The organism is Pseudomonas sp. LB3P31, from assembly GCF_054897945.1.
The window spans coordinates 235636-250552 of record NZ_CM142710.1 but is presented as its reverse complement, the minus strand read 5'-3'; the positions used below and the strand labels follow the sequence as shown (position 1 = coordinate 250552).

Sequence of the window (14917 nt, the reverse complement as noted above, 5' to 3'; positions counted from 1 at the left end):
TCGGTCATCCGCACGCAGGTTGTAGGCTGTACATCGAACAACACTAGCAGGCATGGGGAGAAATTGAGGAATTGAGTAGCAGATCCGCTCCCAAACGTCTCGTTAATGACTGCGACTACCCTTGCAGTCACAGGCGATTTCCTCGTCTACAGGTTTCACTGCCTGCGGATAGCCTGACTCGACTCGGGTAGAAAGGTGACCGGACTGTAAACTCGATACCAGGGAAGTAGAGGCGACCTGTCTTTTTTTTCAATTTTGGAATAACGGGTAAAATTCGAGGTTTCGCCGATTTGTAGTTTTTTAATATCGGCAAATAGCGATCTGGCTTTGATCGCGTGCTCATAGGCCTTTACATCAAGGCCGACCAAGTTGGAGAACGACTGGCCGAATGGGATTCCAGCAGGATTTTTAACGGTTTTGAATCTGGCACCAGAGTTACAATAAAGCAGGCGAACGCTGTCGTAGGACTTAAATTGTACTCCCGCAGCCTTCAGATTCTCATAGAGCACTTCAGGACCAATTAGCTCCCCTTTCCGCCAACGAAACTGTCCTGCTCTGTCCCCATGGCCAAAAATCGTAAGCCTGCGGCCATCGACGTGATCTTCAAAAATGGCCGCTTTATCTGCAATCTTCGTAAAGTTTTTGATCGGCTTATAGTGGGCGCCGGATGTGATCGACTTGTACTTGGCTTTTACAGCATAAAAAATATCAGTCACCCCACGCGTGACATGCCCGGTAGGATCACTTTTATTAACCGGATCTCCCTGGCAATACGCGTATGGATTAATCCCCCCCACATCAAACGGGCTCAAGTTATCCGGGCTGTTGAACCGCATCAGAATCGGATTATAGGCCCGGTATCCGTTGCCTAGGAGATAATGCCCCGTAATGGGCTCCGGGCGCACGCCGTTAAAGCCTGCAAAACTGCTGAATCCGGATCCGCTGGTGCGATAACCGTAAGGTGTGTAGGCGGTAGAGCATCGCTCATCAGCTTGCAGGATCCACAGGACAGAATTTTGCTTGTCGGTGGCTAACAAATTTATTCTGGATACACCCACCATTTCCTGGTGTGGTGCCATCGCCTGGCAATTGAACTGCCGGTGGCTAATTAATCTATCGATGGCGTCATACTGATATCTGAGAAACAGCATTCTACGCGGGGTGATCATGTTGAGGTCCTCAGTGAGGATTGGACTATCGAACACTATGACAACTATAACCACTAGCAAAACTGATAGGCTCTCTCACAAAGTGACTCGGCAAAGCCCGCCCAACACTGGCAAAATATGCCTTTGCCCCAGCGCGGCCCTCAACATCAGGATGTACCCATGCAAATGACCACCTCTCTCTTGATCGTCAACCCCTGCGACGACGAAGAAGACAACATGGCCATGCTCGCCTGCCATAGCGACCAGGGCGAGATGTTCCTGATGACCCGCTACCCGGACGAAGACGAGCTGGAAATCACCCTTGACGGTGAGCCTTCGACGCTGGATGGGGTGAAAGTTACCTTGAGCCCTACCCGTTTGCTGATCGAGATTGCGGCGGCGGATGCGGATGCGTTGAATGGGGATGATTCGCTGGAGATTATTCACAGCACGGATGCGGGCGATCTGGCTGAAGTAGAAGAAACGTTGCAGAACATCCTTAAGGGGACCGGCACCTATATCAGCGAGCTTTGAGGGTGCCTTGACCGGCCTCATCGCGAGCAGGCTCGCTCCCACAGTTGACCGCGCTCTTTCAGATACATGCCGTCCACTGTGGGAGCGAGCCTGCTCGCGATGAGGGCCGAAAGAACACCTCCAGCCCTGGAACCTCACAAAACTCCAACAATTTCACCCAGCATTTCCCCCACCCAAGCAAAAAGCCGTTAGTCGCCACCCCCCACCATGCATTAAAGTAACGCCCCCAGCCCTCGGCGTTATCGGAACGCCTGCGGTCGCCCTTTCCAGGAACAGTCATCGATGGAACATCGTGAAGCGCTGCTGGCGCTGCGAACCTTTCTCTCCACGCAGATTCTCGGCCAGGAAAAACTCATCGAGCGCTTGCTCATCGCCCTGCTCGCCGACGGCCATATGCTGGTCGAGGGCGCCCCTGGCCTGGCCAAGACCAAGGCCATCAAGGAACTCGCCGAAGGCATCGAAGCACAGTTCCATCGCATCCAGTTCACCCCCGACCTGTTGCCTGCCGATATCACCGGCACCGAAATCTATCGCCCGGAAACCGGCAGCTTTGTGTTCCAGCAGGGGCCGATCTTCCATAACCTGGTGCTGGCGGACGAAATCAACCGCGCCCCGGCCAAGGTGCAGTCGGCGTTGCTGGAAGCCATGGCCGAGCGCCAGGTCAGCGTTGGGCGCAGTACTTACGACTTATCGCCGCTGTTTTTGGTGATGGCTACGCAAAACCCGATCGAGCAGGAAGGCACTTACCCCCTGCCCGAAGCCCAGCTCGACCGTTTCCTCATGCACGTGAAGATCGGTTTCCCTGATGCCGCCGTCGAGCGCCGGATCCTCCAGCAGGCCCGTGGAGAAGCGCTGAACGGCGAGACCAAGCCTGAGCGCCGGGTCAGTCAGCAGGCGATTTTCGCTGCGCGCAAGGAGATCCTCGGTTTGTACATGGCCGATGCCGTGGAGGAATACCTGGTGCAACTGGTCATGGCCACCCGCACCCCGGGCAAATTCGACCCGGAAATGGCCGAATGGATTGCCTACGGCGCCAGCCCGCGGGGCTCGATCGCCCTTGACCGCTGTGCCCGGGCCCACGCCTGGCTGGCAGGTCGCGACTTCGTCAGCCCGGAAGACATCCAGGCGGTGCTGTTCGACGTGTTGCGCCACCGCATCATCCTGTCCTTCGAGGCCGAAGCCGCAGGCATTGATCAGGACCGGGTGGTCCAGCGGATTCTCGACGTCGTAGCCGTCGCTTGACCTCGATGAACGCCATCCTGCCGCCCGAGCCGGGCATCCGTGTCAGCCTCGCCGAGTTGATCGAGATGCGTCACCGCGTGCGCGAGGTGCAGCTGTTTTCCACGCCTAGCCAGCGCAGCCCATTGATTGGCCTGCACCACTCCAAGCTGCGCGGGCGTGGCGTGGATTTCGATCAGGTGCGGGTCTACCAGGCGGGCGACGATGTTCGCACCATCGACTGGCGCGTGACCGCGCGCACTCAGGAGCCGCACACCAAGCTGTTCCATGAAGAACGCGAGCGGCCGATTTTCATCGTGGTCGAACAGAGCCGCCGGCTGTTTTTCGGCTCCGGGCTGATGTTCAAGTCGGTACTCGCGGCCCAGGCTGCCAGCCTGATTGGCTGGGCCGCGCTGGGTCACAATGACCGGGTCGGCGGGCTGGTGTTCGGCGACAACGAGCACTACGAGATCAAGCCGCGCCGCAGTAAGCAGAGCCTGCTGCAATTGCTCAACCGCCTGGTACGGGTCAACCAGTCACTGCACACTGAGGGTGAGACCAACCGCGACGCCCTGAACCTGGCCCTGCGCCGCGCCCGCGAAGTGCTGCGCCCGGGCAGCCTGGTAATCGTCATCTGCGACGAGCGCGCGCTGACCGAAGGCTCCGAACAACAGCTGAGCCTGTTGTCCCGACACTGCGACCTGTTGCTGCTGCCGCTGTCCGACCCTCTTGATCATGCGTTGCCCGCCGCAGGCTTGCTGCGCTTCGCCGAGCGCGGTGCGCAACTGGAGCTCGATACGCTGAATTTTGACCTGCGCCAGGCTTACCGTGCCCAGGCCGAAGCGCGCATCGCCCGCTGGGAACTGCTGGCGCAGAAGCTGCGAGTGTTGCTGATGCCGCTGAGCACCCAGAGCGAAATGGTCGAGCAACTGCGCGAGTACCTCAACCCGCAGAAGCCGGGGAAAGGTCGATGAGCAGCCTCGATCAATTGCAGCCACTCATTACCCCGCCGCCGATTGGCTTCTGGCCTCCCGCGCCTGGCTGGTGGCTGTTGCTATTGTTGCTGCCGCTGCTTGGCTTCGGCCTGTGGCAACTGCGCCGCCTGATTCCGCACAAGCGCCCGATCGTGCGCGCCGACCAACCGCTGGACCCGGTGCGCATCGCCGCCCTGGCCGAGCTCGCGCTGATGCCCAAGCCCTACGACGGCGCCCCCGCCGGTGCGTGGCTGCAGCAACTCAACGGGCTGCTCAAGCGCCTGTGCCGCAACCATTATCCTTACAGTCAGAGCCACACCCTCAACGGGCGCAAATGGCTGGCGTTTCTCGACAACCGTTGCCCAGCTGCAGGGCTGACGCGGTGGATGGTACTGGTCGAAGGCGCGTACAAGCCCGAATGCAAACTCGACGACAAGGCTATCGCCGGCCTGACCCAGGCGATAGACACCTGGATTCGCAAACATGTTTGAGTTCGCCTGGCCGTGGATGTTTGTCCTGCTGCCGCTGCCCCGGCTGATGCGAGTGGTGCTGCCGGTTGCCGACAGCGGCGAGCCCGCGTTGAAGGTCAGCTTTCTCAGTGACCTCGAAGGCCTGGCGCGACGTCGTGCCCGGGCCAATCTGCCGGCTTGGCGCCAACAGGCACCGTTCATTCTGCTGTGGCTGTTGTTGCTGATCGCTGCGGCGCGCCCGCAGTGGCTCGGCGAACCGCTGCCGATTGCCGCCAGCGGTCGCGATCTGCTGGTAGCGGTGGACGTCTCCGGCTCCATGGACTTCCCGGACATGCGCTGGCAGGACGAAGACGTCAGCCGCCTGGCCCTGGTCCAGCATCTGCTCGGGGATTTCCTCGAAGGGCGCGAGGGCGACCGGGTCGGGCTGATCCTGTTCGGCAGCCAGGCCTATCTGCAAGCCCCGCTGACCTTCGATCGGCGCACGGTGCGCGTGTGGCTGGATGAAGCGCGCATCGGCATCGCCGGCAAGAACACCGCCATCGGCGATGCCATCGGCCTGGCCCTGAAACGCCTGCGCCTGCGCCCGGCCCACAGCCGCGTGCTGATCCTGGTGACGGACGGCGCCAACAACGGCGGCGAAATCGATCCGCTGACCGCAGCGCGTTTGGCCGCCAACGAGGGCGTGAAGATTTATCCGATCGGCATTGGCGCCGATCCCGAGGAAAGCGGCACCTCGAGCTTTCTTGGCATCAACCCGAGCCTGGACCTGGACGAGCCATCCCTCAAGGCAATCGCCCAGGCCACCGGTGGCCGCTATTTCCGCGCACGGGACGGCAAGGAGCTGGAGGCGATCAAGGCCACCCTCGACCAACTCGAGCCGGTAACTCAACAGCCAACCCAGGCGCGCCCGGCGCAGTCGCTGTATCACTGGCCCCTGGCATTGGCCTTGCTCCTGAGCATTTTGCTGGTAGCCCGCGAGCGCTGGCCGAATAACCTGCTGCAACGCCTGTTGACCAAGGATCTGTTCTTGCAAACGCAATTGCCCGACTGGCGCCAGCGCCTCAAGCGTCTGCGCCTGCGGAGACGTCGATGAGCATGCTCTGGCCCTTCTGGTTCCGTCCTGCCTGGCTGATAGTCGTTCCGCTGCTGGGCTGGTTGCTGTGGCAGCTGTGGCATCGGCAGAAACGTGCCGGGCGCTGGCAGATGATCCTGCCTCCGGCCTTTCACGCGGCGCTACTGAGTGGCGGCAGTGGGCGCGACAGCAAGCTACCCTGGATTGCGCTGGGGTTGGCGTGGACGCTAACGGTCCTGGCGCTGCTGGGTCCGAGCTGGGAGCGTGTCGAGCAAACCAGCCAGAAACCTGCCGACCCACTGGTGGTGCTGCTGGAGCTGACCCCGGAAATGCTCGCCACCGATGTGCCGCCAAACCGCCTGGAGCAGGCGCGGCGCAAGCTGTTCGATCTGCTGCAGCACCGCAGCGATGCACAGACGGCTATCGTCGTCTATGCCGGCAGTGCCCACACCCTAGTGCCGCTGTCTGACGACCTGGCGACCAGTCGCAACCTGCTGGACGCCCTCAAGCCCTCGCTGATGCCCCAAGCCGGCCATCGCGCGGACCTTGCGGTGGTCAAGGCACTCGCGCTGCTGGATCAGGCGGCGCTCGGCGATGGGCGGATCCTGCTGATCGGCTCGACCCTGACCGAGCAGGAACGCCAAGGTATTCGCCAGGCGTTGAGCGGCAAGTCCGCCCAGTTCCTGATGCTCGGCATCGGCACCGCCGAAGGAGCGCCGATCACCCAGGAAGATGGCAGTTTTCTCAAGGATGATCAGGGTGCAATCCTGGTGCCACGCCTGGACGAACCCAGCCTGAAAGCGTTCACCAATGGGCTGGACGGGCATTATCGCCACGCGCGCCTGGAGGATACCGACCTGCGGGCGTTGGGGCTGTTTGACGGCCCACGCGCGCTGCGCAATGACGGCCAGACCCAGCGCCTCGACACTTGGGCCGATCAGGGCTACTGGCTGTTGTTGCCGCTGCTGTTGCTGGCAGCCTGCGCCGGCCGTCGCGGCTGGCTGTTCTGCCTGCCGCTGCTGTTTCTAATGCCCCAGTCCAGCTACGCCTTCGACTTCCAGGACCTGTGGTTGCGCCCCGACCAGCAAGGTTTGCATCTGCTCAAGCAGAAGCGCCCCGCTGATGCCGCGCAGCATTTCGAGGACCCACAGTGGCAAGGTGTGGCGCTATACGAAGCGGGCGACTTCGCCGGCGCCGCCCAGCGGTTTGCCCAGGGCAACGACGCCCACGCCCACTACAATCGTGGCAATGCCCTGGCTAAGAGCGGTGAGCTCGAAGCCGCACTGGACGCCTACGACCAGGCGCTGGAGCGCCAGCCGGATTTGCGCCCGGCCCTGACCAACAAGGCGCTGGTGGAAAGTCTGCTGAAGCAGAAAAACACTCCGCCGCCGGTTGAGCCTGAGCAGACTCCGGACGAGCAGCCACCGGCTCCCGAACCGGAACCTGCGCCCGGTGCAGCCACTCAGCCGGCCAGCGAAGGTGAGTCGCAAAACGATGCAGCCCAGGGCAGCCCGGACTCCTCAGAGCAAGAGCCGACGACGCCGCCAAAGCCCGGAGCCAATGAAGTTCCAGGCAGCGAGTTGGGCGATGAACAGCACACAACGCCGCCGTTGCGCCCGACCTCCGAGGCGATTGACGGTGAACAGCGCCAGGCGCTGGAGCAATGGCTGCGCAAGATCCCGGATGACCCGGGAGAGTTGCTTAGACGTAAATTCTGGTACGAACAGCAACAACATCAGGATCAGGGAACCATTCGATGACCCGCTTCACCGCCTTCTTGCTCGCTCTGTGTTGCTGGACCATTCAGGCCCAGGCTGCAGGACTGGTCGCCAGTGTCGACCGCAGCCGCCTGAACTCCGGCGAAACCGTGGAGCTGACCCTGGAATCCGCCGACGTGACCCAGTTCGGCAAGCCCGACCTGGCGCCGCTGGAACCGTTCTTCGAAGTGCGCGGCACCCGCCAGGTCAACCAGTTGACCACTCTCAACGGCGACAACCAGGCGACCACTCGCTGGATCATCACCCTGCTGCCGCGCGAGAACGGCAGCGTGGTGATCCCGCCGTTGCAGCTCGGCGATACCCAGAGCGAACCCCTCACCGTGCAGGTGCTGGAGAGCGAAACCCAGGACAGCCCGAAGAAGCTGCAACCGGTGTTCCTCGAAGCCAGCCTGGATCAAACCAGTGTGTACGTACAGGCCCAGGCGATCCTGACCTTGCGGATCTACCACTCGGTGTCGCTGTACGACGACAGCAGCCTGACGCCCCTGCAAATTCCGGACGCGCGCATCGAGCAATTGGGCGAATCGCGCACCTACGAGAAAGACATCAATGGCCTGCGCCACGGCGTGATCGAAATGCGCTACGCCATCTACCCGCAGCACAGCGGTGAGTTGACGATTCCAGCCCAAGTGTTCAGTGCCACTCTGGTGGATGCGCAACCGATCCAGGAAGGTGAGCCCAAGGATGCGAAAACCGGCAAGCTGATGCGCGTCGGCTCTACTGAAATCCGCCTTGACGTCAAGGCCAGGCCCGCGACCTGGCCGGCCGACGCGCCCTGGTTGCCAGCCCGCAGCGTCAGCCTGAGCGAAAGCTGGAACCCTCCGGCGGACCAGGCACAAGTAGGCGATTCATTGACCCGCAGCCTGACCCTGAAAGTTGAAGGCCTGGCCAGTTCGCAACTGCCGCCGCTGCCAGCCACCGAGGTCAGCGGCCTGCGGCGTTATCCGGATCAGCCGGTGCTGGCCAACCTGAATAGTGACCGCGGCTTGGTCGGCAGTCGGGAAGACCGCGAAGCGCTGGTGCCGACCCGCAGTGGTGCGGTCGAATTACCGGCGATCGAAGTGGTCTGGTGGAACACGTTCGAAGACCATCTGGAGCACACCAGCCTGCCCGCGCAAAACCTGCAGGTGGTGAACAACCCAAGCCTGGTGGTGGACACGCCCGCGAGCACTCCTTCAGGCATGAGCGCCGCTGACAGTGAATCTTTGTGGTGGTGGAAACTCAGCACGCTGATGCTTGCCTGCACCACACTCCTCGGCTTCGGCCTGTGGTGGCGCGCCCGCTGGCAACCAGCAATCCTGCGCGCCGCGCAAACCGGTCCGAGCCCGCGCACCGTACTCGACGACCTCAAGCGCGCCTGCCAGGCCAACGACTCCCACGCCACCCGCCAGGCTCTGGACGCCTGGGCCCGCCAGCAACCGGAAACCCTCGCCGATATGGCTGCGCGTTTCGTCCCGCTGTCCGATGCCCTGGACGGGTTGAACGGCGCGCTGTACAGCGAGTCTGGTCAGTATTGGCAGGGTGAGGATCTGTGGCGTGCGATCAAGGCGATCCCGATGGCCGAACGGGTACAGGACCCGGTGGGTGACAGCGGCTTGCCGCCGCTTTATCCGAAATAAGATCAAAAGATCGCAGCCTTCGGCAGCTCCTACGGGTCCGTCCAGGTTGAACTCGTGGGAGCTGCCGAAGGCTGCGATCTTTTGCGGCCATTCAGCAACCACTATCGTTTGCCAGTAAACTCTCTCCCCTTTCGCCGCTTCCATTGTTCACGCGGCCATTACCTTATTTCCTACGGAGCTCGCCTTGCGTCTGTTTCACACCTCCGACTGGCACCTTGGGCAAAACCTGCACGGTCAGGAACGCGATTTCGAACACGGCTGCTTTCTTGAATGGCTATTGCGCCAGCTCAAACTGGATCAGCCGGATGTGCTGCTGATCGCCGGCGACGTGTTTGACACCGTCAACCCGCCGGTCAAGGCCCAGGAGCGTCTTTACGACTTCATCGTCAGCGCCCATGAGCAACAGCCGAAGCTGACCATCGTGATGATCGCCGGCAACCATGATTCCGGCTCGCGCATCGAACTGCCTGCACCCCTGATGCGCCGCTTGCGCACTCATGCACTGGGTCGGGTGCTGTGGCTGGATGACGGCCAGCTCGATGCCGAGCGCCTGTTGCTGCCGCTGCCAAATGCCAAAGGCAAAGTGGTTGGCTGGTGCCTGGCCCTGCCATTCCTGCGCCCCGCCGAAGTCACCGGCGCACAACTGGGTGACAATTACCTGCGCGGGATAGGCCAGGTGCACGAGTGGCTGATCGCCGCAGCCAACGCCAAGCGCAAGCCCGGCCAGGCACTGATCGCGATCAGTCACGCGCACATGGCCGGCGGCTCGGTGTCTGAAGACTCCGAACGCAGCCTGATCATCGGCAATGCCGAAGCGCTGCCCGCCAGCCTGTTCGGGCCGACCATCAGCTACGTTGCACTCGGGCATTTGCACAAGCCACAGAAGGTCAACGGTGAGGAACGCATCCGCTACAGCGGCTCGCCGATCCCGCTGTCGTTTTCGGAAATCGGCTATCAGCACCAGATTCTCGACATCTCCCTCGATGGCGAAACCCTGGTCAGCGTCGAACCGAAGCTGATCCCCCGCGCGGTCAACCTGCAGCGCATTGGCCCGGCGCCGCTGGCGGAAATCCTCCTGCAACTGGCCGACTTGCCGAACATCGACCTGCTGGCCGATATCCAGCGCCAGCCGTGGCTGGAAGTGCGCGTGCGTCTGGACGAACCGCAACCCGATCTACGCCATCAGGTGGAAGCCGCGCTGCAGGGCAAGGCCGTACGCCTGGTGCGCATCGCTGCAGAATATGCCGGCAGTGGCGGTCGCGACGGTGCCGATGACGGCTCGGCGTTAATCGAGCTTGATCAGCTCACGCCACAGGAGCTGTTCAGCCGAGCCTGGCAGGACAACTACGGCAGCGAAGTCGACGAGCAAACCCTGAAGGATTTTGCCGAGTTACTGCAGGACTTGCAGATGGAGTGCGAACAGCCATGAAGATCCTCGCGATCCGCCTGAAAAACCTTGCCTCGCTGGCTGGGCCGTTTGAAATCGACTTCACTGCCGAACCCCTGGCCAGTGCCGGCCTGTTCGCCATTACCGGGCCGACCGGCGCCGGCAAAAGTACCCTGCTCGATGCCCTGTGCCTGGCGCTGTTCGGCGCTGTGCCGCGGCTGAGCAATGCCCAGGTGTCCGCCAAGGCGCCGGATGCCGACGGTGAAATCAGCACTGGTGACCCGCGTACCCTGCTGCGTCGTGGCACCGGCGAAGGTTACGCCGAGGTGGACTTCGTCGGCATCGACGGCCGTCGCTACCGCGCTCGCTGGGAGGCCAATCGCGCCCGCGAGAAAGCCGGCGGCAAGCTGCAGGCCAGCCGCCAGAGCCTGCGCGACCTCGATCAGGATCAACTGCTGGCCAGCCAGAAAGTTGAATTCAAGGTCCAGCTCGAAGCAGTACTGGGCCTTAACTTCGAGCAGTTCACCCGCGCCGTGTTGCTCGCCCAAAGTGAGTTCAGCGCCTTTCTCAAGGCCAACGACAACGAGCGCAGCGAACTGCTGGAGAAACTCACCGACACCGCGCTGTACACCCGCCTCGGCCGTCGCGCGTTCGACAAGACCAAGGACGCCCGTGAGGCGCACAAGCTGCTGCAGGACCAGGCGACCGGCGTCACCCCGCTTGCACCCGAAGCCCGGGCTGATCTTGACGAGCGCTTCAACCAGGCCCAACTGCAACTGAAGAACCAGCAGGCGCAACTCAAGCAGCTTGAGTTGCAGCACACCTGGCTTAAAGATCTGCGTCAGTTGCAGGAAGAGCAGCAAAGTGCGACTGAACAACTGACCAGCGCCCAGCAGGATTGGCAGCAGCTGAGCGGCGAGCGCCTGAAGCTGACTCGCCTCGAGCAACTGGCGCCACAACGGCACCAGTTCGCCCGCCAGAGTGAACTCACGGCCCGGCTCACGCCGTTGGCCGCGCAGATTTCGCAGCACACTGTTCAACAACAGAACCTGCAGGCGCGTCAGGCGCAACTCGATCAGAGCCTGGGCAGCGCGCAAACCGCGCTGGTCGAAGCACTCGCCCAGCACACAGCAAGCGCGCCGCTACTGCGCCAGGCCTTCGAAGCGCAAAGCAGCCTCACCCGCCTGATCAAGGACACCGGGCTCAGCGCCGAGCGCAAACAGCACGCCGAACAGGCTTGCAGCGCAGGTCAGAACACCCTTCAAGGCCTGCTGGATCAGCAGCAACGAGTAGCCGAACGCCTGCAGCGGATCAGCACCGAGCTTGAGCAGAGCACGCACCTGGCACCGCTGAGCGATGCCTGGAATGCCTACCGCGACCGCTTGCAGCAATTGATGCTGGTCGGCAATCGCCTGAACAAGGGTCAAGCCGAACTGGCAACCCTGGAGCAGAGCGCCAGTAGGACCAGCGAAGAATGGGCCGCGCAGAAACAGCATCTTGAAGTGCTTTACAAAGAGGCCGGCGCCGAGCCAGAGGCGGTGGCGGAACAGATCCAGTTGCTCGGTAATCTGTTGCAGGACAACCGCAAGCAACTGCGCTCGTTCGAAGAACTGGCGCGACTCTGGGCCAGCCAGCAGGAGCTGAGCAAGCGCATTGACGAACTGCAACTACGCCAATCCACTGCCCAACAGGAACGCGACCGGCTGACCCAGGACGGGGTCAAAACCAGGAACGAATTGACCGTTGCCGAGCAGACCCTGACCGTCACCCGTGAACTGCTCGAACGTCAGCGCCTGGCCCGCAGCGCCAGCGTAGAAGAACTGCGCGAGCAATTGCAGGACGATCAGCCCTGCCCGGTGTGCGGCAGCCCTGACCATCCCTATCATCAGCCCGAAGCGCTGTTGCAAAGCCTCGGCCGTCATGATGAAAGCGAACTGGCAACCGCGCAGCAGGCGGCGGATGCGCTCAAGGAAAAACTCACCGACCTGCGCACCGAAGTCGGCGCAGTGATTGCCCAGCAAAAGGAACTGCTCCAGCAGCAGGAGCAACTGCTTGCCCAGCAACACAGCCTGGCACCGAGCCTGGAAGCGCACCCGCTGTCGGCGCAGCTGTTCACTCAGGACGCCATCAAGCGCGATGCCTGGCTGGCTCAGCAAAACAGCCAGTTGAACCAGAGCATCAGCCAGGATGAACAACGGCAGACCGCCCTGCTCACCCTGCAACAGGACGCTGCGCGTCTGCACCAGCTACTGCGCAATGCGGAAACCGCCAGTCAGCAGGCGGCGCAGCATCTGGCCAACCAGCAACGCGAACTGAGCACTGATCGCCAGCGCCTGGAGGAAGAGCTGAGCGCGTTCAGCACTTTGCTGCCGGCCGAGACGCTGGAAGCGTTGCGTAATGAACCGGCTGCGACCTTCATGCAGCTGGACCGGCAGATCGCCCAGCGCCTGGAGCAACTCGACCAGCAACGCGACGAACTCAGCGAGCAGCAACAGCGCCAGCAGACACTGGAGAAGGAACAGGACCGGCAACTGACTCGCGCCCAGCAACTCGAAGCTGCTGCGCAACAGTTCAACGCCCTGGCCGAGCAGCAGCAAGTTTGCCAACAACAACTTGCGCAATTGCTCGGTACCCACAGCAGCGCCGAGCACTGGCAGCAGCAACTGGATCAGGCGGTTGAGCACGCGCGCAATGCCGAAGCGGCGGCAAATCAGGAGCTGCAGTCGGTCCGAACGGGGCTGGTGCAACTGGCCGCCGAGCTCAATGCGCAGCAGGACAGTCTGCTTGCCCTGGAAACCGAACAGCGCGCACTGAGTGCGAAGATCGTCGACTGGCGTGCCTTGCACCCGGAGCTGGACGACGGTGGTCTCGAACAGCTGCTCGGCGTCGACGACCAGCAGCTCGGCCAATTGCGCCAACGCTTGCAGCTCAACGAGAAAGCCATCGAGCAAGCCAAAGTGCTGCTGCAGGAACGCGAAAAGCGTCTGGCCAGCCATCAGGCGCAGCACAACGGCCATCTCGAAGCCGAACAACTGACTACGGCATTGGCGCAGCTGCAAAACCAGTTCACTGCCAGCGAACACCTGTGTGCCGAATTGCGCGCCGAACAGGCCGAAGACCAGCGCCGGCAGAACGCCAACCAGGCACTGGCGCAACGTATTGCCGACGCCTATGCCGAGTACCAGCGCTGGGCGCGACTCAGCGCACTGATCGGCTCGGCCACCGGCGACACGTTCCGCAAGATTGCCCAGGCCTACAACCTCGATCTGCTGGTGCACCACGCCAACGTGCAATTGCGCCAGTTGGTGCGACGCTACCGCCTGAAACGCGGCGGCAGCATGCTCGGCTTGCTGGTGATGGACACCGAGATGGGCGACGAACTGCGCTCGGTGCATTCGCTGTCCGGTGGCGAGACGTTCCTGGTGTCTCTGGCCCTGGCGTTGGGCCTGGCCTCCATGGCGTCGAGCACGCTGAAGATCGAGTCGCTGTTCATCGACGAAGGCTTCGGCAGCCTCGATCCGGAATCCCTGCAACTGGCCATGGACGCCCTCGACGGCCTGCAGGCCCAAGGCCGTAAAGTGGCAGTGATTTCCCACGTGCAGGAAATGCATGAGCGGATTCCGGTGCAGATCCAGGTTCACCGTCAGGGCAACGGCCTGAGTACCCTGGAGGTGAAATGAACACACTCTATTCATTCCGCCGCTGCCCCTACGCCATGCGGGCGCGCATGGCCCTGCGTTACTCCGGGGTGTCGGTGAGCATCGTTGAAGTCAGCCTCAAGGCCAAGCCTGCCGAGATGCTCGCGCTATCCCCCAAGGGCACGGTGCCGGTGCTCAGCGTCGACGGCGCGGTGATCGATGAAAGCCTGTCGATCATGCGCTGGGCGCTGGCACAGAACGATCCGCAAGACTGGTTGCTCAAGAATGACCCTGCCGGACAGGCGCAGATCTGCGCGCTGATCGAGGAGAACGACCAGGTGTTCAAGGTGCACCTGAATCGCTACAAGTATGCCGAGCGGTATCCCGAGCAACCGATGGCGTTTTATCGCGCCGAGGGTGAGTCCTTCTTACGCAAGTTGGAAGGGTTGCTTGCAGGGCAGTATCTGTCAGTAGACTGTAGGAGCCAGCCTGCTGGCGATGGAGTGTCAGGCAATGCTGCATCAACTGACAGTCCATCGCCAGCAGGCTCACTCCTACAGGAGAGGGATTTTCTGTTGGCGGAGCATTTGTGCCTGGCGGATGTCGCGCTGATGCCGTTCGTGCGGCAGTTCGCGCATGTTGATCGCGAGTGGTTCGGGCAAACGCCTTATGTGCGGTTGCAGGCGTGGCTGCAAAGGTTTTTGCAATCCGAACTGTTCACCGCAGTGATGGCCCGGTAGGAGCTGCCGAAGGCTGCGATCTTTTGATCTTTCAATCTGGCGTCAAGATCAAAGATCGCAGCCTTCGGCAGCTCCTACGGTGGTAGCCAGCGTCAGGCGAATGCTTTCAGGCTTGGGTTTTGTGATCCAGGGCGGCGTAGAAGTTGGCGCTCTGTTGCAGATATTTTTGGGTGTAGCTCTGGGTGTGGGATTTTTTGCTGCTGATCTCGACACTGGCACTGGTTGGCAAGGCGACGGTGGCGGAAATGGCGGACGCGGCGATTACGGAGAAGAGATTGAAGTTCATGGCGGTATTCCTCGGAGTCAGTTGGCTTGCTTGCCCGGTGGGGCCGTGAAGCA

At 61.9% G+C, this 14917-nt stretch carries 12 protein-coding genes; 10 read left to right on the top strand and 2 right to left on the bottom strand.

Annotated elements, in window-relative coordinates; genetic code table 11:
- Positions 1 to 155: 155 nt before the first annotated feature.
- Positions 156 to 1169, bottom strand: a complete 1014-nt coding sequence (locus ACYZTK_RS01080) for an RHS repeat-associated core domain-containing protein (protein ID WP_462012737.1) — start codon at positions 1167 to 1169, stop codon at positions 156 to 158.
- Positions 1170 to 1328: 159 nt separating this feature from the next.
- On the opposite strand from ACYZTK_RS01080, the gene ACYZTK_RS01075 reads away from it, so the two are divergent.
- The 10 genes from ACYZTK_RS01075 (at position 1329) to ACYZTK_RS01030 (ending at position 14578) form a co-directional block, all read left to right on the top strand.
- Entirely contained in the window at positions 1329 to 1682 is a 354-nt protein-coding gene (locus ACYZTK_RS01075; protein WP_462012736.1) for a hypothetical protein, read from the top strand.
- A 282-nt stretch (positions 1683 to 1964) separates the two neighbouring features.
- The gene (locus tag ACYZTK_RS01070; RefSeq protein ID WP_122839725.1) at positions 1965 to 2924 is read left to right on the top strand and encodes an AAA family ATPase; all 960 of its coding nucleotides are present in this window, start codon (positions 1965 to 1967) and stop codon (positions 2922 to 2924) included.
- Between the two features lie 5 nt (positions 2925 to 2929).
- On the top strand, positions 2930 to 3874 hold the full coding sequence (locus ACYZTK_RS01065) for a DUF58 domain-containing protein (RefSeq protein ID WP_462012735.1): 945 nt from the start codon (positions 2930 to 2932) through the stop codon (positions 3872 to 3874).
- Complete coding sequence (locus tag ACYZTK_RS01060) at positions 3871 to 4365, top strand: DUF4381 domain-containing protein (RefSeq protein ID WP_462012734.1); 495 nt, start codon at positions 3871 to 3873, stop codon at positions 4363 to 4365. The genes ACYZTK_RS01065 and ACYZTK_RS01060 overlap by 4 nt, the downstream gene beginning before the upstream one ends.
- The gene (locus ACYZTK_RS01055) at positions 4358 to 5437 is read left to right on the top strand and encodes a vWA domain-containing protein (RefSeq protein WP_462012733.1); all 1080 of its coding nucleotides are present in this window, start codon (positions 4358 to 4360) and stop codon (positions 5435 to 5437) included. Before ACYZTK_RS01060 ends, ACYZTK_RS01055 begins: the two co-directional genes overlap by 8 nt.
- Positions 5434 to 7176 carry a vWA domain-containing protein gene (locus ACYZTK_RS01050; protein WP_462012732.1) on the top strand — a complete coding sequence of 581 codons (1743 nt, stop codon included), beginning with the start codon at positions 5434 to 5436 and terminating at the stop codon, positions 7174 to 7176. The genes ACYZTK_RS01055 and ACYZTK_RS01050 overlap by 4 nt, the downstream gene beginning before the upstream one ends.
- Positions 7173 to 8813: a BatD family protein gene (locus ACYZTK_RS01045; RefSeq protein WP_462012731.1), complete on the top strand. Its 1641-nt coding sequence runs from the start codon at positions 7173 to 7175 to the stop codon at positions 8811 to 8813. Before ACYZTK_RS01050 ends, ACYZTK_RS01045 begins: the two co-directional genes overlap by 4 nt.
- 184 nt (positions 8814 to 8997) lie before the next feature.
- Positions 8998 to 10242, top strand: coding sequence for an exonuclease SbcCD subunit D C-terminal domain-containing protein (locus ACYZTK_RS01040; RefSeq protein ID WP_462012730.1), 1245 nt, complete (start codon positions 8998 to 9000; stop codon positions 10240 to 10242).
- Positions 10239 to 13880 (top strand): AAA family ATPase, encoded by a 3642-nt coding sequence (locus ACYZTK_RS01035; protein WP_462012729.1) that lies wholly within the window; start codon positions 10239 to 10241, stop codon positions 13878 to 13880. Before ACYZTK_RS01040 ends, ACYZTK_RS01035 begins: the two co-directional genes overlap by 4 nt.
- On the top strand, positions 13877 to 14578 hold the full coding sequence (locus tag ACYZTK_RS01030) for a glutathione S-transferase (RefSeq protein WP_462012727.1): 702 nt from the start codon (positions 13877 to 13879) through the stop codon (positions 14576 to 14578). Before ACYZTK_RS01035 ends, ACYZTK_RS01030 begins: the two co-directional genes overlap by 4 nt.
- A gap of 106 nt (positions 14579 to 14684) precedes the next feature.
- Here ACYZTK_RS01030 and ACYZTK_RS01025 read toward each other — a convergent pair whose 3' ends face one another.
- Positions 14685 to 14864 carry a hypothetical protein gene (locus ACYZTK_RS01025; RefSeq protein WP_462012726.1) on the bottom strand — a complete coding sequence of 60 codons (180 nt, stop codon included), beginning with the start codon at positions 14862 to 14864 and terminating at the stop codon, positions 14685 to 14687.
- Between the last annotated feature and the right edge of the window lie 53 nt (positions 14865 to 14917).